The following is a 21,374-nucleotide window of genomic DNA, read 5'->3' as shown; positions in this document are numbered from 1 at the left end:
GTGGGGGCCCGACTACGGTCGGGCTCTTTGCTATGGAAGCTCAAGCTCGAAGGGTGATCATGGTTATTAGCTGGACTGTTTGCGACCTCTGCCACCGCAAGGGAAAGAATCAGGTGGCTACCGAGGAAGCATCGATAGGGAACATGAGTGCGGACCTTTGCAAGGAACATGCAGACAAGCTGCATGCTATTCTCTTCGGGGCGGATTCTGCGGAGTCCGCCAATGAAGTAGAAGCGCCTGAGGTGGGGAAGGAATTGCCGAGTGAGTGAGCATCCCGTAGAGGGAATGACCGTCGGGAAGGTTAGGGAAATCCTCGACCTGGTCATGCCCGAGACTGAAGCTGACCCCGCCGGCGTTCTGGCCGCCCTTCTATCTCAGGTCTCTTGCATGGTCGGGGATAAGGTCATGCTGAACATTGGCGGCCGAGAGATGCCCGTCAGTGTCTGGACGCTTCTCATTGGTGCCACGGGTAAGGGGCGCAAAGGTACTGCCTATGGCATGGCTGCACGGGTCTGCAACGTGGCGTGCCCGGACTTCCTGACCGACCACGAGTCGTCTGGTGCGTCGTCTGGGTCCGGCATCATCCGGGCATTCGTTAAGCGCCGTGAGAGTGCTCTTGCGGCCATGCGGGACGCCGAGGAGAACGGCCGCGAGTACGCCGGCCTGAGCGTCACCGACACGCGCATGCTCCTGGTGGAAGCCGAGTACGAGACCGTCATTAAGCGCGGTAAGCGGGACGCGACCTTGCAAGGTGTCATGCGTAAGGCATGGGACGGCGCTGACCTTCAAAACATGGTGGCCGATGGTGGGGTACTGCGGAGCCCTCGCTTCGTTGTCCACGGCCACTCGACCCCGCGAGGTTTCCGGGACAACATCAGCGCGACCGATGTTGCGGGCGGAACTTACAACCGCATGGTCATTCAGCACGTGACCCGCTCCAAGCGCCTGTCCATGCGGCACGTCATCAACGAGGACAGCATCAAGGAAGCCGGAGCGATCCTCGCTCGGGCCGTCGCCTTCACTGGTGGCATTGACGAGATCACGCTCTCTGAGGAAGCCATCGATCTCTTCGACGATGGCCTGCGGGACGAGATCGACGAGTACCGCTGCGAAGACGAGTACATCGAGGACTTCCTTCCTCGCGCGGTAGAGAACGTGTGGCGCGTCGGCGCCATCTACGCACTCATCAACCTGCGGGACGAGATCAGCGTGGCGGACATCGAGGCCGCGTGGAGCTTCGTGCGGCACGGCCTTGACTCGGTCGCCCACATCATGGGCGAAGGCGCCGACATGGTGAGCGGGGAGACGGAGGAGGACAAGATCCTCAAGGTTCTCCGCCGTAACCCTGGGGGCATCACCGGCACGGACATCTTCAAGCTGACTGGCGTGCCCGCGCGGTACACCAAGGCATGGGCGGAGAAGCGCGACGACATCGACATGTGGCGGGGCCTGGGCAGTCTCAGCGGTGGCCGCAAGCCGACCATGTTCCGGCTCATGACCGCGGAAGAGATGGGTGAGGCCGGCGAGGAGCCGACGGCATCCGTGCCTGAGCAGGCATCCGGGCCCCGACTCAAGGCCATTGGCTGTGAGACTCCTGTGGCCTCTGTGACTATGTCGGTCGAAGATGACAACGAGTTCGCCGACTTGTTGAACTAAACATCCCGCAGATAGCTCAGATAGTGATAGCCAGTCCTAAGGACTGGCTTTTGCTATGTGCGCTAACTATGCTAGCGTCCAAGGAACATAGAGAAGCAAGGGGAAGGGAGCGCATCATGTCTAGCCCGTTCGAGGTCAAGAAGCTTGTAACCATCACCATTGATGGCAAGGAGTACAAGGGTGAAGTAGCTGAAGATGCTATGGAGAACCTTGAGAAGCTTGGTAAGGCGTTCTCTACCAAGCTGACGGCCTACGAGAAGTCTCGCGATGACCTCCTGGACGCGCTGTCTGAGGCTGGTGTGGAGAGGGTAGTGGAGGCCCCGGCTCCCTCCTTCGTTGCTCGGCCTACGAAGCGGACGGCCGGCACGAGCCCGGACCGGACCATGAAGCTTGCCCAGATCCGGGCATGGGCCAAGGAAGCGGGATACGAGGTCTCCGACCGTGGTCGTGTCCCCACTGAGATCGAAGAGGCTTACGACAAGGCTCACTCATAACCAGATGCAGGAATGACCCCCAAGGAATCCTTGGGGGTCTTTTCTTTTGGTCGCTGTTCTCGGCTCCCGTGACTTGTCATGGGAACGACCAGTGAAAATTAAATAAAGGCAGCACATGACGAAGGTCCCGCGGCGTCGGGACCTTTGCTGTGCAGCGAGCAAGTCCAAAGGATGTTTACTGTTCATGACACGCGGCTCAATAGGTCTGAGAAGGAAAATATGGACAAGTGGGAGCATGGCAGGGTTATTAACCCTGGAGTGATAGCCAAGATGCATAGGGATCTGGATATGACGGCTGCCGAAATCGGCAAGCAAGTCGGGCTCTCCACATCCAACGTGTTTTGGATCCTCGCAGGACTCGAAGCTAAAGAAAAAGGCCAGCCCGCGGACGCGGCATAGGCATCCACAACAAGTAGAAGAGACAAGAAAATGAAGTCGCCCTTGAAGAGCCTGCTCGGTGTTGTCGCCGGAGTTGTCGTGCTCGGTGCCGTCGGCGCATGCGGCAGCCTCTCGACGGCGGAGCATGCGGCCGGCACCAGCCACACCGGGGCCGGTGCCAAGTCGGGCAGCACCACCAACGATGACGTCGTAACCGGCTCGGACAACACGGTGAGCGACCCGCGCAAGGACGTGACGCTCACCTCGGCGAAGATTGACGAGCCCTACGAAGGTCAGGGGTTCGACAAGATCGAGTACAAGCTCGTCAACCACAGCTCCAAGCGTTCTAACTACGAGATTGACGGCGAAGTAGACGATCCTTCCGGTAACCGAGTCGCAGACTTCAGCGACTTTAAGAACGACGTGAAGCCCGGACAGACGGTCATCGGCAAGACGTCATCGGCGGAAGAACTCAAGGAATCCACCCACTACACGTGGAAGATCACCAAGGTTGACCGCACCAAGTCTTGGGACTAACAAAAGGATGCCCCCGGCACACGCCGGGGGCTCTTTTTTATTTGCCCACAAACGCTACTGAGAGTAGCGCAATCAATGCATCACTTTCCGTCTAGCGGTTAGTTAAGTTCGTTAGGCTCAAAGTGTGCAAATAAAGCCGGTAAGGTTTGACTAGAGTGCGAATGTGGGATTGCGAATCCCATGATCCGAGGAAAAAAGCTACTACTCGAAGTCGAGATCAGTGAGAACGGCAAAGACTGGCATGTCTGGCCTAACCCTGGTGTCGGGTATGAGCGCATCATCGAAGTTGCCAGCATGCACACCATCCGCGAAGCGGAGATGGCAACCGAAGCCCTAGGGAAGCGAACGGCCTACGTCTACCAGGAGTGCGAGAAGCCTGACGGGCTGCCCTCGGCCCCCGAGTGGTTCCGGATCCTGGGCAAGGCAGAGAACGGGCATCGCGTCACGCGTGCACGGTACCGTCGCGACGCGGGCACCGGTGAGTACGCCTGCGTGGCAGGGCCGGAGATCTTGTCATGAACCAAGCGCCGGCGGGTGTAAGGTGCTGCCTGCTAGGACTGTCCTAGCAGTGGATTACAGGGAAAGCCCCCGGCTGATACGGGGGCTTTCTTGTTGTTGCGGGGAGGGGCAGGTCAGGCGGTCAGACCCTAGATGGAAACCTTGGCCCTCTTGGCAATCTGGTTCAACCGCGGATTGCTCCTTTTGTGCAGCGAGATCAACACCCGAAAAAGCTCCTGGCTCGTGGGGTGAACCTTCGCCAACTGGGGAGCAACCGCCCATGCTGATTCCAGGGAGTCCAAGGCTCCATCCCTGTCTCCGAGAGCGAGCCGCGCCCTTGCCGTGTCCAGGTGCATCGGCCCGACCCTTGTGGCGGGCAGGTTGATCTCTTGCCGCTGAAGATCGTTGGAGACCTGAAGTGCCTTGCTATGCCTACGGAGGTCCCCGGACGTCGAGATGATGTGAACGGCAGCGTTTTGGGGGCCAAAGTGCATTTCGTGTTTGACCACATCGCTCTGAAACTCGCCGGCCAGCCGCTCGGCTCGTTCGATGTGCTTGTCAGCCTCCGCCTTGTCCCTGAGCCGGCCAGCCAAGGTGAGCCCCCGAAGGTGCAAAGTTCCTAGGCCGAACGCCCTTTCCCGGCCGGTGAGAGTGGACTCGGCCTTGACGATGGCCCGCTCTACGACGGCCAGGCCCCCAGCGAAGTCGCCGCCGTTCAGGAACATTCCGGCGTGATCCCTGGCGGCCACAACCTGAACCAGGGTGGTTGCCCTCTCGGCGGCGAGTACCTGCTTGACCGAGGCCAGTTCGGCCAGATCGAGCCACCTGTGCCGGGCGGCAACCCAATAGATCGTGCTGTAGGTGTCCGCAACCATCGCCCAGGCTTCCGGTGTGCCGGCTGCGTGCGCGTAGTTCGTGACTCGGCTGGTGAGCCCGGGAAGCATTGACAGGACTTCCGACAGCTCAGTGTTAAACCGGTGCTTGGTGAGCCTCGCGAGGTCCAGTTTCAGGGCTTCCGCTTCGACGGGAGGTTCCCCCGGAAGGTCGAAGCGGCGCATGGCGGAGCGAAGCTCCTTGAGGTTGTCTTCGCTCGTGACCGGAGCCTTACCGAGGACTTCATCCAGGGTGATGCCCATAGCGTTCGCCAGGGCGGCCCCCATGCCCTGAGTCAGAGGCCGGTCGCCCACCTCGATTTTGCTCAGCATCGACAGCGAGACCCCGGCCATGCGCGCTAGCTGAGCCTGGCTCAGACCTCGCTCCTTGCGGAGGGTCGCAACGTTCCTGCCCGGTCCTGGTGTGCGTTCCACATGGGTCATCTGATCCCCTTCGGTGCAGTGGGTGTCTCCATCCTCCCAAGGGCCCGCTCCGGGGCGCACCCCCACTGTGCAACTTCTGTGCAAGTTCGGTCCCTCGAATGGCCGTTAACTAAGCGTAGGCAGCTAGTCACGTGAACCCCCAAGCAGTCAACGCTGCAACGTCGTTGAGGAGTGATCCGCCATGCCCGACGTGTCGGTGAGGACACCACACCAAGCCGCCGAAGAGGTACGAGGGCGGCTGGACGCCGGGCTGCGTCGGGCCGAGGTCAGTGCTGAGTCCATCGTGTCGAGCGGCGTCGTCGAAGGCGTCAAGGTCTCGCGAGTCCGCCTCACGGCACTGACGTTGGAGGAGACGCAGCGGCTGACCCTCTCCATCGGCGGTCGCGTCACCCGATCCAGGGAGCCCCTTGCACGCGTCGCTGCCAAGGAGCTGGATGCGGCTCTACTCGGGATCAGCATCCGCACTTCACCCTCATTGGTCATCGTGGGCACGGTGAAGGGTCGTACGGCGAACAAAGTACTTCCGCCTTCGCTCTCGATCACCAACGCGCGACGACTCGCCAATGCCCTTGATGCAGGTGAGGAGGAGTGATGAGCGGGACGACTGAAGACCTGAGTAAGAAGCTCAAGGAGTGCGAGAAGAAGTCGAAGGACAAGCGGGCCTCGGAGCAGATGGGCCAGAAGGTGAGGCGGGGATGACCTTCACGCCGCCCCCACTTCCCAAGGTTCCCGTTGAGCTTGACGGCGTGACGTTCGAGGACGCGAGTAAGGCATGTCTTCGCCTCCGTGACGTGCTGGAGAGGTTCGGAATCAAGTTCCGCACCCTCTACGTGGACGAGGAAGGCACCCGGCCCACCGTCCACTTCGGTCGAGTCAACGTCGCAACCACCAACAAGCTTTGCGATGTCCTGGAGGCGAAGTGGGCTCTAACGCCGGATGCCTCTTCGAGTTATGCCGATGGCTGCTCAGGTGGACAAGGGACCAGGTCCTCAGGTTCGCAGGACCGTTATTCGTCCTCCTGATCTGTTCCAGCATCGGACTTCTCTTCGCCGCCCTCTGGGAGACAGAGAACCACTAGACCTCTCTCCAATGAACTCCCGCTCCCTGATCCCCCGAGGTGACACTCATCATCAGGGGGCGGGTCACAGTCCCCGGCTAGCGATGGGCCGGGCGCACTCCGTCTCCGGTTCCCCGCGTATGCGCCGAGACGGGAGAGTGCGAAGCGGGTCGCTCGGCCTTGGTCGGGGACCGGGCGGCCCGCCACAAGTTCCCGCCCCTGCCTTCCTGACACGCTCGGTTGGTCGGGGCGGGCTACCACCCAGTGCTACCAAGGACGGTGATGGTCTGAGCGATCACTTAGAGCACGAGATCACAGGATGCGCCGGCTGCAACGCTGAAGCACACCAACAGGCCGTGGAGGAGCGAGAGAAGCAGCAACGCGAGGACAACGTCATCATGGTCGGCCTGACCCTGGCCGCGGCCTTCGTGGGCCTGGTGGTGCTCGGCCTGTGGGCTGGTGTGATGGTGCTCCTGTCGAACATCACCTAAGCAGGCGCCGCCAGGACGACATCAGACTCCAGTCCCTGCCAACTGGCCTTCGTGGTTCCCCCGATTTCGATGAGTCTCGGCAGGGGGCGGAAGAGGTGCTGAGGATCACGTACTGTACGTGATCCTCAGCGCCACCCATGCACCACTCGAACCCAATCGAGAGGAGCACGATGCGCAAACCCGTACAGCTCGCGACCGTTCCGCACGCTGTGATCATGCAGCCAACCACACAGTGCCTGCCCATGGACTGTACGTACTGCTACCTGCCGTTCCGCAAGGTCAAGAACCTGATGCCGGTCCCCGTGGCACAGGCTGTGGCGAAGTCGGTCAACAAGTGGGCCGCCGACGATCCCGCGTTCGAAGTCGTGTGGCACGGCGGCGAGCCACTGTCCGCCGGCCGCGATCATCTGGCCAGACTGATGGCCCCCTTCGAAGGCGTGAAGCACAGTGTGCAGACGAACGCGGCCCTCGTCGATGACGCCTGGTGCGGCTACCTGCTGGAGCACAACGTGCATGTGGGCGTCAGCATCGACGGTCCGGAGGACATGAACCACCACCGTGTCACTCGTGCCGGTCACCCCGCGTTCCGCGTGATCATGCGAGGGATCCAACGATTACGTCGGCACGGGATCCCGTTCTCCGCCATCGCAGTTGTCTCCGACCCTGACCCCGGAACGGCCGCCAGCTTCTACGAGTTCTTCGCCGAACTGGGTGTTACCACCCTCGGCGTGAACGTCGAAGAGGAAGAGGGCGTCAACCGCGGCGTGCACGCAACCGACCCTGCAAGGACAGCAGACTTCTGGGCCGCCCTCACGGACGCATGGAGCGCCAATCCGGTAGTCCGCCTACGAGAGATATCGCGCGTGCTGAACTTCGCCAGCACCGTCCTCAGCACTCAACAGCCCCAGCCTGACCCGGTGTCGGCACTGTGGGACCCATTGCCCACTGTCAGCGTTGACGGCGGCGTGGTTCTGCTCTCACCCGAACTGGCCGGCTTCACCGACGAGCGGTTCGGCGACTTCACCACCGGCAACGTCCTCCGTGACGGCCTGGACGTCCTCATGAGTGAGGCCGACACCCGAACCCCCTGGATCACCGAGTTCCGGGATGGCGTAGACGCCTGCCGCAACACCTGCGGGTACTTCGCGTTCTGCGGCGGCGCGCACCCTGCGAACCGGTACTTCGAGCACGGGGGCCGTATGGATGGCACCCGCACTCGATACTGCACAACGGCAAAGATCGCTCTCCTGGAAGGAGTCACACGACATGTCCGCAGCCAGTGAACTGATCTCCCGCGAAGCCAACACGTCCACGGCCGTTGGTCTGATCCTCAGCGCCGCCGCCGGGTTCCGTGATCTGATCGGAGATACGCCGATCGACCCGGTGGCAAAGTTCGACAACCGCCCCACGTGGGACAACGCGGGTAACACCTTCGACAACCGCTCCACATGGGACAACTGGAACAAGAAGTAGTAGCGCGATGGGGCAAGCTGCATCATGGCGGCTTGCCCCGCCCGTCTCGAACCAGGAGCACCATGGACACCCTCACCTTCGGCCGCGTCAGGCTCACTCTGCCCGGCCTCGATGAGCCGGGCCTGTACCTGTCCAACGTCGGTACCCTCGACAACCCGCGCGGCATGGTCCAAGACTTCGCCTACAGTGACGCTGACCTACGCTCACTCGAAATCACCGACACTCAGCTCATCACCGGCCGGATCAGCGGCGTCCGTTCAAAGCGGACACACTTCGAGGCCCTGAACCTGCACGGCGTGGAGATCACTCGCAGCGACCTCGGCACGATCAGCTGGAGTGAAAGCAAGCTGACCCGCGTGGTCCTCCGTGACTGCAAGCTGATGGGCGCCGCGCTCGACGGGCTGGTACTGGACGATGTCCTGGTCGAGGGCTGCAAGCTCGATTTCGCCACGTTCGAGAAGGTGCGTGCCACGGGCCCCGTGGCCTTCGTCAACTGTGTCCTTAGCGAAGCCACGTTCACTGATTGCGACCTGACCGACGTCGTGTTCTCCGAGTGCACACTCAGGCTCACCGAATTCGAGGCCGGCCGCTACCGCGGCACCGACCTGCGCGGCAACACGCTCGCCACCATCCGGGGCCTCGCGAACCTCAAGAAGGTTCGTATCGATCCCGGCCAGGAGGCGGACCTTGCGCAGGCGCTGGTAGCCGAGCTGGACATCACCCTTGGAGACGACTGATACCAGGAGGGCCCGCATGCCCCTGCACATCGTCTATGACGATGAAGCCGCGCTTCGTTCCCGGTGCGAGATCGCCACAGTCAGGACCGCACGTCGCGACGAAGGTGCGTACGAGACTGGAGCGGTAGTGCCCTCCGGCGCATGGCGCTCCCTGACTCAGGCAGAGGTCACGTCCATCACAGCGCCTCGCCAGACGTTAGACAGCACCGTGGTGGAGATCGTTCGACCGCCGTTTCAGGACGGGCTACCGCTGGAAGAGCTTGCCCAGCCTCTAGGCGATGCTGACGCGGTATACCTCGGTCAGGCGCTTGCCGAGCCAGGCATGGCCACGACCACCAACAACTACCAGGATGGCCGGCTGATCGGGCTGCACCTGGATAACTGGGACAAGCTGAGGTTTGCCGACAAGCACACGGGACGCCGTCGGCTGTGCCTCAATCTCGGCCCTGGAACCCGGTACATCATTCTCGGCGACATCGACGCACAGGCAACGTGCCGAGCCATCTACCCCACCGCATATGCGCACCGCTACCCACACACAGATGACTACCGGGCGTATGTCGCCAGCGGGCGCTCGTTCCGCATCGTCCGAATACGGCTCGCCCCTGGTGAGGGCTACCTAGCGCCGACCGAATACCTCCCCCACGATGGATCGACCGATGGGGCTCCTCTTCCTTCGGCGGCGGCCTTCTGGCTTGGCCGGTGGCCGCGCAGAGTCCTTCCCACATTGGTCTAGCTCTTCCCGCAACTGGATGGGGGTGTGTCCGTGTTCACGGTGACCCATGGCGCGTCAGCAGCGTTGCTGCGGGCGGGCAACTTCGCGTGGGTACCCCAGGGTTCGGAGAAGAGGTATCCCCACACACTGATGTCGTCCACGCCGACGGAACACGTGGCTCCGAGCCCTTCCCAGTAGACCCACGGGAACGTGGTGTGCTGCCACTGCCCGGAGCCGGGTGCAGCCGGCGACCACGCCTCGACCATGGAGTGACCGCTGCTGCTGGCAGCCCGTATCCGTGAAGCCAGAGACAGGGACTTGGCGCTCGGGATGTCCTGTATGTGGATCCGGAGCGTTTGCCACTCGTCGGGGTACTCGTCAGGGAACCCGCCATGCTCGACGCCGCGGGCTTCAGCGCGGGCGAGGATGGTCTCTCGGGTCTGGGGTTCGGTGGTGAAGTCGATGCGCAGGCCGGCGAGGACTACCGACTCCTGGCGGCTCAAGGTCTGCGGGTGCAGCAACGTGAAGCGGATTGTGTCGGCCGTAGGGATCATGGCTGAAATCTAGGTCATGGCCACGGAGTTGGGGAGTGCAGGCAGGTCATGGCCAGGCCGTCACTCTCTGTATGACGGTTAGTTAGGTTGGTTCGAGCCCTCAATGCAAAAGAGCCCCCGGCCTCCACTCAGGGAAGCCGGGGGGTTTCTTTTCTCAAACTCGGACACTGCCTCAAGCGATAGGCGCATCCGAAACATGCGAGATGCCAGCAGACTCGACGGGGATGTCAGAGAGTCGGGCATCGTTGGTCTTCTTGTTCTCCACCCGTTGAGCGATCTCGCCACCCAGGATGGACACGGCCAGCATCGCCAGGGAAACAATCTTCCCCTGAAGGTCCGGACTGATGAAGTCAGAGAACAAGGCCAGCACGGAAACAAGTGCCGCCTTGATGCGGACAGGGTTCTTCTTCAGGAAGTCAATCAGAGCATTCATGTCTATCGCTAGTCCCAGTAGAGAGCTTCGGCCGTACGGCCGCTAATCGTGAACTCCTGGTCGTCCTTGCCGAACACGGCAACCTGACACACCAGGCGACGGTCAGTGTTCATGTGGCCCATTGCGGAGAAGTCCACAAACGAGAAGTCGCCGGTAGCGACACGCTCGACCACTGCATAGCCGCCGTCACTGTCGCCATCGTTGGTGAACTTGAGAAAGCGGCCCTGGACAGTGGCGCCGGCCGGGACATCGGCGAAAGCAATCTTCACATTGGACGAGAACTTGCAGTCACCATTGGAATGGATGACCGTCCCGTCTCCCTTGCCAGTGACATCGACAGTCGTCCACGTATTGGCCTTGACCTTGGAAGGGGACGGGTTACTCAGCCACACAGTCTTAGGGATCGTGTTGCCGTCCGGCTTAGGCGAAGGGTCAGGCTTAGGCGGAGCCGGCTTCTGGATGGGCCACAGGCCCTGGCCGTGCTCCGTCTCAAGTCGTGTCAGCTGCTTCAGGCCCGGCACACCATCCGCCGAGTCGGCGTCGCCGATGGCGATCTGATAGGCCCGCATCGACTCGGTATGCCCATCGCCCCAAGCGTGCGCATCCTTGGGGCCCTTCCAGCAGCCGGCCTTCCAGAGACAATCCGCCATGTACTGAATGTGATCGCCTTGAGTTCCAGGGCCGTACACGGATCCGTTGATCGTCACCTTCCCTGGAGTCGGCTTAGGTGTCGGCTTGTTCGGGACGTCGGAAGTCGAAGCTTCCTCCCCGAAGTAGATGTAACCTGCCTTGCCCTTGTAGGAAGGGTCAGCCAGAACGGTGCCTTCGTCAAAGTCCGGAATGCCATAGCCATACACGTAGCTGGACTGACGAGAGCGAGTCTTGAGGTAGACGCCGTTACCCTCGGCTGAACCGTCGGTATTGGTATTCCCCTCGATGGTCGTGATGGTCGAAGAGGAATATGCAACGCATATGCCCGTGTGGCTACCGCCACCGGAGCCGTAGAAGACCGGGCCGCCAACGACCGGGTAGTCAGTGAACCGGCCCTTGTTTCGGTACCAGGCCACTCCCGCGGAACAGCCCTCGTACTTCGGGACCTTAGTGTTGAGAATGCCAGCCTCATTGGCGTTCCAGCTCACGAACTGGGCACACCACGGCTCATTGTTGTCCCGATACCACTGGCCATACTTGTTCCAGTTGTTGGCACCCTCTCGGTAGCCGACCTGAGCCTTAGCGCTATTGATGAAATCAAGTGCCTGAGACATCTTTCCTCCTGTGTCCGGGCATGAAAAAAGCCCGGCAGCAGCCGGGCGGCATACGGTGTAGTTGCTTACTTGGCGGGCTTCGGCTCAAACCGGAGCCGTGCGACGAGGACCAGGGCGAGCACCAGGTTCGCCGCGATGGTCAGGGGTACGTCTAGCGCCGGCAGGGCCCACAGGCCGCGGGCGACAGCCCTCAGTGCGAGATACACGGCCAGCCAGAGGCAGAACACATCCTCATCGATAGGCCGCCCCAGTCGGGCCAGCACGGGCGTCTCCTGGTGCTTGCGATGCTGCACCACCAGGCCGAAACAGAAAGCGGCCATCAGGCCGTACAGGGCTACAGCAGTCATAGTGCTAATCAACCTTCCCAACCTCCTCACCGAGCCGCGAAGCGAGGTAGGCGCGAAGTGAATAGTTCTCCTTGCGGAGTTCAATCACCTCATCGCGTAGTTCCTTCAGTTCCTCGCTGAGCGCGGTAGATCGGTCCTGCCATTCTTGGCATTCCTGGCGAAGCGTGTTCACCACATCGCTCCTGTACTTCCGCAGACCCAGCACCAGGGCCGAAAGCACCGGTACTAGTACCTCAATAGATGAAACAAGATGATCCATAGCTAAAGCTCATTCCCATCGCTAGCCTCGCCTGGGGCAATCAAGTAGGCGCCCATCCGGCTAGCAATGTCCCGATCCTGGATAGGATTCTGCCAAACGTAGCCAGAATAGATGGCGGCGCAAATGTAGTCACCCTCCTCAAGGAAGGCTATGCAGTTTGCGGAATTCGACATGTGGTATTTCTTGACCTCGCTCTGGACAATTCCCGATGCCAGGTGAATGGAGGAATCTTCATCGCCGGGGCTAGTGCGCTTCTCGATATACATCCACCAATGGCGCCCAGCGTCACTATCGCTATCGGCGCGCAGGAAAATCTCAGAGAATATGTAATACATGCCAGTCATGGGCACGCGGAAAGCGGTACCATTCGGATTATCCCCTGTTTCGACCTTGTGTCGAGTCCAGCCATCATGCTGAACAAAGCCTGATTCCTTGAAATCCACCACTGCCATTTTCGGGCCAAACAGGGTGGCGAAATCATTCATGCCAGTCTGATGGAATCGAGGCATGTTGCGGATGGCGTCATACGGTGCCGTAAGGGCCTCCTTCAGGCTCTGGGCATCAACAACATCTCGCGACTCCCAAGTTTTAAGATCCATTACGTCACGTCCGCAAAACTAGACTCGGGGGAAATCATGAAAATATTCACCGCACCCATAGCGATATCCTCGCCCGAAATCCACACGCCGTCACCACCGCTGAGATTCCACTGAAAAGTAATCTTGTCGCCCTTCGCGAGTCGCCTAACATCCTGAATGGCGCGACTATGCAGATAATTCTTACGATGTGCACCCCCTTGTGACAGGGCGACACGGTCATCGTTAAGCTTCATGTAGAAGTTGAAATTACAATGCAAGTCCACATTCGGCGCATTGATCGAGGCGTGTGAAGAAACAACATAGATGCCAGTCTCGGGGACGGTGATGGTAGAGGCATCCTCATTCCACTCCCAGCCCCCACTGTGTCGAATATTTTCCGTGCTCCAGTGAATGTCCTCGAAACCATTTTGGGGATAGTTGCGATTCTTCGTTCCACGAAGTTGAAAACGAGGCATACCCAGCAGGGACCTACTAACACCAGTTGTCTGCTCCTGCCAGAGAACGGTGTCTAGGTGCTCCCCATCCTTCCAATCACGCTTCAATCCGGGTATCGGCTCACAAGGCCCTGTGAGATCCCCTTCGGAAACCTTGAAAGCGCCGAAGGTGCAAAGCTGGCCCTGGTTCTCGATGCGGAAATCAATCCCGGCTTTCTTCATTGCGAAAATCTCGGCTTGCAGCACAGTCCCCTTCTTGCACTCCACAAGAACACCGTGCGTAGTCGTGACTTCATTTTGCATTGGGCATGAGACGGCAGTGGACGAGAAATCCGTACCGTCCTTCACGATGGTCAGATAGATCACCGGAATATTGGTGGGGGATGGGCCCTTCAAAGGGGCCGCACCCGCGTTGGCGTAAACGAAATAGACGCCATCCTCGGGAACAATGAAAGCCGAACGGTCATCCCGAATCTTCCACCCTCCATGCTCACGTCCAGGACCAGGCCACTTAATGAACTGATTGTCGGCGCCCGCGGGGAACTTCTGGCAATCCTTCACCTCCTGGTCCGGCATCATGATGTGAAACCATGGCCGGTTGCCGAAATATGCTTGCATGTCCCGGATCTGTGAATTCATCTTGTCCGGGACAATGATCTCGCGCTCTTCCCAATCAAGAATCTCAGGAACAGGCATTATCTCCTCCTACTGAAGAACCGTCGTAGTGCCGAGCGTCGAACGCTCACCATCACCAAGAATCCACACACCCTTATGGTCCGGATTCTCCATGCCGGGAACAGTGATCAGGGCAACCGCGACTTCATCCACTGTCGAATCCAGGAGGAGCTTTCCGGGGGATGCCTTAGAGCCCACCGTGTGAGCCGCCAACATGTGCACCTTGTCCTCGCCGAACGTCCCAAACTCCTCATACTTGGACGTGAAGCCCTCAGGCCAGATGCCATTGGTGAGGTCACTGGCGAGGGCCAGGGCAACGTAGAGAGACGTGTAGTCAGAGGAAGCCGGCAACTCGATCTCGTCGGCCTTCTCGGCCGTGTCATAGCGGGCGATCGGCTTCGCCGGAATCTTCGTCGTGTCGGTGTCCCGGTACACGAGGTTCATGACGACGGCGTTCGTGTCCCGCTGGCCAGACACCCGCCAGGACACTGAACTGCCCTTGGACGGCTCCCACATGAACATGCTGGCCTGCAAGTGGAGCTTCGTCGGATCCAGCGTCACGCCCTCGGAGGCCCTGACAGGAAGCAGCTCCACCAGGCCCAGGCCGCCGGGTGGTGCCGGATCCTGGTCCCCGTACGAGGCACACACCGACACCACGGTCTCGCCGAGGCGCATGCCGTCAGGGAGGCTGAGTGTTGCGACATCAACGCCCTCGAAGCTTCCATGCGTCTGCTTGGAAGGCTGCGGGAACTCGACGGGAGCCGGCAGGGCGGTCATCCACTCCGCCCCATCCCACACCGCATACGAGGTGGCGTCGGCCCACTGACTCTGATCGTCATAGACCTGAGCTTCAGTCTGGTTCCAGATGACCCCGTCATAGAAGAGAAGCCTGTTACCCATCGCTCCCCTTAGGGGTATCGGTAGCGAGCTGCACCCACACGTCACCGATCTGAGGATTGGTGGGCGCCTTCGCCCCGGAGAAGACTCGGACGCCGCCGATGTTCGGGGCACTCACCGGCCCAGTGAACGAAGCCGAACCATCACCGTTGATCTGGGCTGTGGCCTTACCGGACTCCCGAGAAGAAGCAACGAAGGCAGCCTTGTTGGCGTCAACCACATACTTGATGCCATCGACGCCGCCCTTCGCCTTGGCCTCCATGGAACCGTCCTGCCGGACATTCCACGAACAGTCATCGTCGCCATTAGCGGCGAGGATCATCGAGCTGGAGGTTCCACTGATCTTGGGCTTCAGCCAGCCGTCGAGGCCGGACACGTCCATGACGTTGGAGCTGTCGTTGTGGACGTAGTGCCTCAGCTGCTCGTCCGTGTACTGCTTCGACTTGTGCGGGTCGGCGGCCGTCACGTGCTCCTCAAGGCCCGCAGCGGTGTCTACAGGTATGAGGCCGTACTTGCCGGGGCCGAAGTCCACCCAGAGTTCCGTGTAGCCGTCAGGTCCCTGGAACATCGGGACCATGCCGTTTTGGTCCGAGGTGACGAACTCGATGTGGTGGCCGTCCATGTCACGTAGGTCTGTGACCTTCTGGGCGTCCTCGCCGGCCCCGTCGTACACGTCTCCCTTATGGTTCGGGAGACGGTTGCCTTCCATGTCCTCGGCAGCGGCATCGGTGGTGCCACCAAAGGTGTGCACAGGCATTAGCTGTTCCCCTCTCGGAACTGGTCGGCCTCGTACACGCCGCTGATGAACACCGCGGCGTTGTGCGGAATCTTGGTGAGCCAGTCACCCATAGCCCTGTAGTTGTTGACATTCGGGAAGACCGGCTGGCAGGTGCTTCCTCCAGACAAGTAGGCGTTGCCGATGTAGTAGTTGTCTTCACTCTCGGCACGGTCGGAGTTGTTGAACAGGGTCGCGTTCACGAGCTGGAACATGCCCCCGCGGGCCTTAACGGGCAGATCCACGTTCATGTAGGTCTGCTGGCCGCCGGCAACAATGTTCCGCGTGTTGTCGTTGTTGGTGATGTTCGCGCAGAAGTAGACGGTGTTCTGTGAAATCCACTTCCAGTGCCCCTTGGTCTCAGGCTTAGGAGAGTCAACCGAGGCATAGTTCAGGTTCGGCTTATACGTGCGGTACTTGCCGATGTCTTCGTTGATGGCCCAACCGCCGCGGTTCGAGTACGAAACGAAACTCTCGTAACCGCTCTTCGCCTCACGCATGAACAGGAGATCACCCGGGTTAGGCTCCACATCAGCCTTAGACGGGTCGTACGCCTGCGGAAGGTTGCCGCCATCAGAGAAGATGCGGAGATCCGCAATCTCCGCGATCTCGTTAGACGACTTCTTGAGCAGCACATAGGCAATGGGGAAGTCCCAGACGCCGCCTTGTTCCCGTTTGAGTTCAGCAGGCTTAGGGTCCTCGGCCGGAGCACCCATCAACGACGTTGCGGAGATGTTGTTGTTCGCCATGTCCAGGCGAAGAACGATCGTGTCCAAGCGAGGCTGCGGGGTACGCGAGTTGTCCTTGAGCTGCACGGTCACACCGTCGGTCTTGTAGCAGAAGCCACGGACCATGGCTTCACCCGGAGCGACATCGACAGACGGGGGAGTGCCGGCCTTCGATATGGAAACTTGAAGAGCAGCATCACCAAGCTTGCCCGAGACGGCGGTGTACGTCATGCGTGCCGCCATGTCCTGCCACTTAGCCTGATCGACAGCAGTTCCCTTGCCGTCGCTGAAAGGCCAGGAATACTCAGATCCTTGACCGTTAGGGGCATCGAAACTAGGCATGATAGTCAGCCTCCAGAGTAAGAAAGGTATCGAGGAACATAGGTGACGCGAACAACCGTTGCGTCTCCCGGCTCGGCGCCGGTAATGGTTATCTGGTTGTCCCCGGGGATGAGGGACCACATAGCGCTAGCAGGCTTTACCTGCGGCCAAAGATTCTCTTCCCCCGTCTTGTCCCTGAGGATCACTGACTTCACTCCAGGGGTGGTGTCGATCGTGGCTTTTTCCCCTACCTGAATAGTGAAGTTGTCCAGGAAGTCAAAAGACTCGCCTGTGGTCAGGTTCTTTACTGCCATGGATGAGATGGGGCCTTCAACGGTCCACACGGGCCAGCAGTCGAGAGACGAGTCATTCGTGACCGTCACAGGGTCACCGGGCTTGAATCCGGTGGCGCCTACCTGAAGCGGAAGGAAGTGTTCGGAGAGGAAGGGCTTAGCGTCGTCCTTGTAGATGTGCCACTCGACCTGATCGTGCCGGTTCGCATACCAGTAGGGATCCATGGCGCGGAAGACGAGGGCATAGGTTATCCAGTAGAAGCCAGCCTGGTCTCGACCCTCGTTTCCCTGGGCGCCATCGACGTAATAGCACTCAAGGTGCCGTGGATGGCCGTCGCCCTCGGTCACGGTAATCCGACCGGGGCCTCTGAGCGGGTTAAGGGAATGGAAAAGGTACTGCTTCAACGCAATGAGAGACTTGCGGTCCAGGGCCTGAATGCGGATCGGGATCGTGATGTCTCGACTAGTGGCCCGTGCTGACTTGAAGAGCGAACCGTCCATGTTCGGGATGGCGTCGGACTTCACGTCATACGAAGGCATGTCGAAAGCCTGCGGGCCCCACATGATTCCGATGCCGGCGGGATTGTCCCTACAGGTAAGGTCGCCAGTAAGGGGGATGATCCTGCCGTCACTGCCAGACCACGTGACGAACGTGTGCGGCCAGGTAACCGGATTGTACTTTTGCTTATCGCCGCCCCCGCCGTGGTCGGGGAAGTAGTCGTATGTTGCAGGAATAGGCATAGGTCATCGTCTCGACTTGAGTTCGTTCAATTGCCTCCACAAGGACTGAATCTCTGTGTACACATTCGCGGACGCGGTCGTACCCTGAGCACCAAGGGAAACAGTGAGGGAAGTGCCGCTAGCGGAATCGGAGATCGTCACCTTGGTGACCGGATCGGAATGCACGTCACCATCGATGATGCAAGAGACGATGTCGCCGATCCACCAGTCACGACCGAACATGCACTGCGGCGTATCGAGCGGGTAGAGCTGAAGATTGCTGCTAGGCCCGTTCTCCCTCAGGTGAGTATCGCCCTTCTGGTGAATCATGGACAGTGCCTTATCCAGATTCATGTCACCTTGACCCGTGTAGTTCGGATCAATGATGGGGTCGCTCCAGGGGGCCTTGGCATCCCGCATGATCGGCACATCGGTAGCGTCAAAGAACTGCTCGGCGACAATGCCCCAAAACTTCTCGGCCTCCTCGGCCTCCGCATTCGTGTACGACTCGACATAGCGAAGATGCGCCTCGCCGCGGGCGCCAATGACAGCCCTCGTACACTTCGGGGCGTTCATCGAGTACACGAACTCTTTAAGATTGCCGATCTCCGGGCTGAACCTCACCAGCTTGGAAAGGTCCTTAACCTCCCAACATTCAAGCCTGATCTTCCGATCCTGATGATCGTAGGCGTTACGCCAACCAATCCCACTCTTAGTGGCAATAGGCTTCACAGCATCTAGCAGGTTGTCATAGCGGACACTGTAAGGAACTGGATCGCCGAAAGTGTCGTACGGCCAATCTTGTCTCCCATCACCAGGAGTGTCATAGCCGGCAGGAACACGGAAAGGGGAAGACTTCGAGTCGTAGCCGGCGTTAGCGCTGATCAGACCCTCAAGAGCACGTGAAGAGGGAAAGTCGGTGTTGGCGTCAGTGTCCCAGTCCTGATGAGAGATAGGCTGCAACGGATCCGGATAACAGACGTGGTACTTGGCTATGTAGTTGTCGTCATAGCCGGTAACGATCAGAGCACCCGGTCCGGAATCCTCATCCACCGTCCAATACTTCTGGATGCCCGTAACAGTGCCGGAAAACAAGACTCGATCGACGCCCTTACGGTGCACCACAATGCCCGTATTGGGCTGGAACAACTTCGCGTGCTGCGATGCACACGAAATCTTGAGTTGCCACGTACCCACATCGCAGAACTGAAGAGTCGCAGTGAACTCTTTGTAGTCATCCACCATGCCGACAATGTTCATGTCCTTGTCGCGGACATAGATTGTGTATTCACCGTTCAAGGCGACTTCCTTCCATAAAGGAGGGGAGGCCAGTCCGAAGACCAGCCTCCCCAACCTTGATTTCTTAGCCCCAGAGCATGCCGTGCATCATCGCTGCACGATCCATAGCCCTCATCAGTGATTGCTCCGTAGGAACGTCCGGAGCCGCATTGATCGTGATGGTGGTGCCGCCGCGGCCACCGAGCATCTGCTCTGTCTCACTGTTGTTGTAGACCCGCTCGCCGCCCTTGAAGGACACCAACTCAGGGCCTCGCTCGCCCACCAGGGCGAGACCAGGACGAGCGGACTTGGTGCCCTTCTCGTACCAGTGGTTCGCCTGCCAGAACCGCCAAGCCTTAGCCGGATCCCCGTAACGCTCCTTGATGTAGCTAAGGCCCCACTGGATCTGAGTGGCCGCGTTGTCACGCCAGTCGGAGCCGGCCGAAGCCATCTTTGAACCAGGAAGCGACTGAGGGATGCCGTAGGCCCCGGAGCTGGGGTTGGTGGCATTCCAGCGCCAACCGGATTCGTTGGTCCACATCTGCTCAAGAGCAGAGAACTGCGAATCCCACCCGAGGGACTTCAGCATGGCCACAGCAATGCCCTTGGCCTTAGCCGGCGACGCATGGACGCCACCGCCACCCGTGTACGGCAGGACACCGTCGGGAGTGACCAGCGAGCCAGGCCACGGGTTGAAGTGACCCCCACCGGAGCCACCGCCCATGACGTTGATGGTGTGGGAGCCGATCCGCGGTGCCCAGTAGCCGACGCCGGCACCCCATCCCTGTTCGATGGCGGAGATCGGCACGCGGTCAATGCAGCCCCTACGGAGCACATCGTTCGACCACACGTAGCCCGGAGTCGTGTCCGCGAGGGCGATGTGCCCGAAGGCCCCACCGATGTTGGGCCAGTACACGGCAGCACCCGGAGGAATGTTCTTGTCCCCGCGGGTAGCACCGGAAGCCCGGTAAGCGGCAGCCGCAGAGGGGTACAGGCCGGAGAGACCCCAGGCCGTCTCAGCATTCATCTCGCAGAGGTTGTACCAACTCGCCGACCCAGACTCAGACCTCGACCGCTCAACAGCAATCGCGTTCTTGGCGGACTGGGTAGCCGCAAGAGCCGTGTGGGCATCGATGTACTGGGCCCACTTCGACGCCATCGGCTGAGTCTTGGCGAACATGCCCTTCTGGATGTGGCCCACCGTCCCGAAGGCAGCAGAGATCTTGTCCAGAGCGGGATTGATCACGGCCTTCCAGCCGGCAGTCAGAGCATCCGAATAGCCCTTGTACGGGTCGTTCTTGTGCTGATTGACCCAGCCACCGCCGTCCACGGTGAGGCTCAACGGAGCCTTCTCGCCGACGACACCGCCATTGGCGAACATGTTGCCCCCGCTCCTGGCGGCAGCGTTCCACGCGTGGATCGTCTCGGCGCCCAGGGCACGAACCACCTCCGGACGAAGGATCCCTTCCCCTGGACTGAGCACGGCCGGAACCGTGTCCACACCAGGGGCGTAACCGGGCACCACGCCACCCGTAGCGAAGTGCACGGGCTTGAGGGGATTGCCGGTGCCGGCGAGCTTCGCCATCTGCCCCAGCATGGCCACAGCACCGCCGTTGTACGGGCCGTTCACCGCGCTCCTGGTGGAGCTGGTCACGAAGCTCATGGCGTTGCCCCAGGCGCTCTTGATGGCCGAGGCCGACGACTGGAACTGCGACTGCACCCCACGAACACCACGCTCGATCGAGGAGAACGAGCCGTTCAGCTTGGACCAGGAGGCGGCCACCGTGGACGTGACGCCCGCCCATACGGTCGTGTTCGACGCCTGGAACCGCTTCTCACTGTTGGTCAGATCCACCGCGAGGTAGCGGCCGATAGCCTGAAGGCTCGGCTTGATCTTCGCTGCCCAAGACGTCTGGATATCCAGAGAGATCCGGTCCCAGTTCGACTTGTTCTGAGTGACGTACTCCTTCTCAGCGGCGACCATCGTCACCGTGAAATAGGTGTCGATCTTGTCGAACACGGGCTTCATCTGCTGAAGCCACACCTGGTTGGACTTCTCCGCTGCCTGCTTCAGGGACTCGGCAGTGTTCGGGATGCCTTGCTTGGAGGCGTCGCCAGTACTGCCGCCCTGAGCGGCCTTGTTGAGAGCCAGGATGTTTCCAGCACCGAGTAGCCTCACGGCCTCCGGCCTGAGAACGGCCTCACCAGGAGACAAGACAGCCGGAACGGTATCCCTGCCGGGGGAATAGCCCGGAACGATACCGCCAGAGGCATAGTGCTTGACCTTCGCCTTCTTGCCGGAAGAGCCAGAGCCGAAGAGGCCACCAATATGGAGCGGGTCGAAGATGTTTCCTAGACCACTGGTTGCCTTCTTGATCGCGCGAGAGATCGCGTCCGAGAACGCGTCGCCCGCAGCGGAACCAAGCTTTTCCATGGCGTTGACG

General features: G+C 60.3%; 25 protein-coding genes and 1 pseudogene. 12 read left to right on the top strand and 14 right to left on the bottom strand.

Features of this window, described 5'->3' with window-relative positions:
- Positions 1 to 261 precede the first annotated feature (261 nt).
- From PV796_RS05790 to PV796_RS05770, 5 genes are all read left to right on the top strand, one after another.
- Entirely contained in the window at positions 262 to 1,656 is a 1,395-nt protein-coding gene (locus tag PV796_RS05790; protein ID WP_274911830.1) for a DUF3987 domain-containing protein, read from the top strand.
- Between the two features lie 116 nt (positions 1,657 to 1,772).
- Positions 1,773 to 2,150 (top strand): Lsr2 family DNA-binding protein, encoded by a 378-nt coding sequence (locus tag PV796_RS05785; RefSeq protein WP_274911829.1) that lies wholly within the window; start codon positions 1,773 to 1,775, stop codon positions 2,148 to 2,150.
- 219 nt (positions 2,151 to 2,369) lie between these two features.
- Positions 2,370 to 2,549, top strand: a complete 180-nt coding sequence (locus PV796_RS05780; protein ID WP_274911828.1) for a hypothetical protein — start codon at positions 2,370 to 2,372, stop codon at positions 2,547 to 2,549.
- Between the two features lie 42 nt (positions 2,550 to 2,591).
- Positions 2,592 to 3,065: a hypothetical protein gene (locus PV796_RS05775; protein WP_274911827.1), complete on the top strand. Its 474-nt coding sequence runs from the start codon at positions 2,592 to 2,594 to the stop codon at positions 3,063 to 3,065.
- Positions 3,066 to 3,245: 180 nt separating this feature from the next.
- Positions 3,246 to 3,584: a hypothetical protein gene (locus tag PV796_RS05770; RefSeq protein WP_274911826.1), complete on the top strand. Its 339-nt coding sequence runs from the start codon at positions 3,246 to 3,248 to the stop codon at positions 3,582 to 3,584.
- Between the two features lie 128 nt (positions 3,585 to 3,712).
- Here PV796_RS05770 and PV796_RS05765 read toward each other — a convergent pair whose 3' ends face one another.
- A complete protein-coding gene (locus PV796_RS05765; RefSeq protein WP_274911825.1) occupies positions 3,713 to 4,879 on the bottom strand; it encodes a helix-turn-helix domain-containing protein in 1,167 nt (388 codons plus the stop codon).
- A 181-nt stretch (positions 4,880 to 5,060) separates the two neighbouring features.
- On the opposite strand from PV796_RS05765, the gene PV796_RS05760 reads away from it, so the two are divergent.
- From PV796_RS05760 to PV796_RS05730, 7 genes are all read left to right on the top strand, one after another.
- Entirely contained in the window at positions 5,061 to 5,471 is a 411-nt protein-coding gene (locus tag PV796_RS05760) for a hypothetical protein (protein WP_274911824.1), read from the top strand.
- 103 nt (positions 5,472 to 5,574) lie between these two features.
- Entirely contained in the window at positions 5,575 to 5,901 is a 327-nt protein-coding gene (locus tag PV796_RS05755; protein WP_274911823.1) for a hypothetical protein, read from the top strand.
- A 391-nt stretch (positions 5,902 to 6,292) separates the two neighbouring features.
- Positions 6,293 to 6,427 carry a hypothetical protein gene (locus tag PV796_RS05750; protein WP_274911822.1) on the top strand — a complete coding sequence of 45 codons (135 nt, stop codon included), beginning with the start codon at positions 6,293 to 6,295 and terminating at the stop codon, positions 6,425 to 6,427.
- Between the two features lie 170 nt (positions 6,428 to 6,597).
- Positions 6,598 to 7,710, top strand: a complete 1,113-nt coding sequence (amcB, locus tag PV796_RS05745) for a cyclophane-forming radical SAM peptide maturase AmcB (protein ID WP_274911821.1) — start codon at positions 6,598 to 6,600, stop codon at positions 7,708 to 7,710.
- The gene (amcA, locus tag PV796_RS05740) at positions 7,694 to 7,900 is read left to right on the top strand and encodes a multiple cyclophane-containing RiPP AmcA (protein WP_274911820.1); all 207 of its coding nucleotides are present in this window, start codon (positions 7,694 to 7,696) and stop codon (positions 7,898 to 7,900) included. The genes amcB and amcA overlap by 17 nt, the downstream gene beginning before the upstream one ends.
- Before the next feature lie 62 nt (positions 7,901 to 7,962).
- Positions 7,963 to 8,637, top strand: a complete 675-nt coding sequence (locus PV796_RS05735; protein ID WP_274911819.1) for a pentapeptide repeat-containing protein — start codon at positions 7,963 to 7,965, stop codon at positions 8,635 to 8,637.
- A gap of 16 nt (positions 8,638 to 8,653) precedes the next feature.
- A complete protein-coding gene (locus PV796_RS05730; RefSeq protein ID WP_274911818.1) occupies positions 8,654 to 9,373 on the top strand; it encodes a hypothetical protein in 720 nt (239 codons plus the stop codon).
- Here PV796_RS05730 and PV796_RS05725 read toward each other — a convergent pair.
- From PV796_RS05725 to PV796_RS42270, 13 genes and pseudogenes are all read right to left on the bottom strand, one after another.
- Positions 9,370 to 9,906 (bottom strand): hypothetical protein, encoded by a 537-nt coding sequence (locus PV796_RS05725; RefSeq protein WP_274911817.1) that lies wholly within the window; start codon positions 9,904 to 9,906, stop codon positions 9,370 to 9,372. The genes PV796_RS05730 and PV796_RS05725 overlap by 4 nt on opposite strands.
- Before the next feature lie 172 nt (positions 9,907 to 10,078).
- Positions 10,079 to 10,339 (bottom strand): hypothetical protein, encoded by a 261-nt coding sequence (locus tag PV796_RS05720; protein WP_274911816.1) that lies wholly within the window; start codon positions 10,337 to 10,339, stop codon positions 10,079 to 10,081.
- Between the two features lie 8 nt (positions 10,340 to 10,347).
- Positions 10,348 to 11,604 carry a hypothetical protein gene (locus tag PV796_RS05715; protein WP_274911815.1) on the bottom strand — a complete coding sequence of 419 codons (1,257 nt, stop codon included), beginning with the start codon at positions 11,602 to 11,604 and terminating at the stop codon, positions 10,348 to 10,350.
- A gap of 65 nt (positions 11,605 to 11,669) precedes the next feature.
- Positions 11,670 to 11,951, bottom strand: a complete 282-nt coding sequence (locus PV796_RS05710; protein ID WP_274911814.1) for a hypothetical protein — start codon at positions 11,949 to 11,951, stop codon at positions 11,670 to 11,672.
- Positions 11,952 to 11,955: 4 nt separating this feature from the next.
- Entirely contained in the window at positions 11,956 to 12,210 is a 255-nt protein-coding gene (locus PV796_RS05705; protein WP_274911813.1) for a hypothetical protein, read from the bottom strand.
- A 2-nt stretch (positions 12,211 to 12,212) separates the two neighbouring features.
- Positions 12,213 to 12,695, bottom strand: coding sequence for a hypothetical protein (locus tag PV796_RS05700; protein ID WP_274911812.1), 483 nt, complete (start codon positions 12,693 to 12,695; stop codon positions 12,213 to 12,215).
- Positions 12,696 to 12,808: 113 nt separating this feature from the next.
- On the bottom strand, positions 12,809 to 13,939 hold the full coding sequence (locus tag PV796_RS05695; RefSeq protein ID WP_274911811.1) for a hypothetical protein: 1,131 nt from the start codon (positions 13,937 to 13,939) through the stop codon (positions 12,809 to 12,811).
- 9 nt (positions 13,940 to 13,948) lie between these two features.
- Entirely contained in the window at positions 13,949 to 14,818 is an 870-nt protein-coding gene (locus PV796_RS05690) for a hypothetical protein (protein WP_274911810.1), read from the bottom strand.
- Positions 14,811 to 15,572 carry a hypothetical protein gene (locus PV796_RS05685; protein ID WP_274911809.1) on the bottom strand — a complete coding sequence of 254 codons (762 nt, stop codon included), beginning with the start codon at positions 15,570 to 15,572 and terminating at the stop codon, positions 14,811 to 14,813. Before PV796_RS05685 ends, PV796_RS05690 begins: the two co-directional genes overlap by 8 nt.
- Positions 15,572 to 16,660, bottom strand: coding sequence for a hypothetical protein (locus PV796_RS05680; RefSeq protein ID WP_274911808.1), 1,089 nt, complete (start codon positions 16,658 to 16,660; stop codon positions 15,572 to 15,574). Before PV796_RS05680 ends, PV796_RS05685 begins: the two co-directional genes overlap by 1 nt.
- 5 nt (positions 16,661 to 16,665) lie before the next feature.
- On the bottom strand, positions 16,666 to 17,472 hold the full coding sequence (locus tag PV796_RS05675; RefSeq protein ID WP_274911807.1) for a phage distal tail protein: 807 nt from the start codon (positions 17,470 to 17,472) through the stop codon (positions 16,666 to 16,668).
- A gap of 204 nt (positions 17,473 to 17,676) precedes the next feature.
- On the bottom strand, positions 17,677 to 18,951 hold the full coding sequence (locus tag PV796_RS05670; protein ID WP_274911806.1) for a Gp37-like protein: 1,275 nt from the start codon (positions 18,949 to 18,951) through the stop codon (positions 17,677 to 17,679).
- Positions 18,952 to 19,252: 301 nt separating this feature from the next.
- Positions 19,253 to 19,519, bottom strand: a pseudogene (locus PV796_RS42270) (aggregation-promoting factor C-terminal-like domain-containing protein); the annotation flags it as partial.
- Positions 19,520 to 21,374: the final 1,855 nt, after the last annotated feature.

The organism is Streptomyces sp. WZ-12 (assembly GCF_028898845.1).
Taxonomy (GTDB): Bacteria; Actinomycetota; Actinomycetes; order Streptomycetales; family Streptomycetaceae; genus Streptomyces.
Note: the sequence above shows the minus strand (reverse complement) of the source record. Positions and strands in the feature narration are given on the sequence as shown.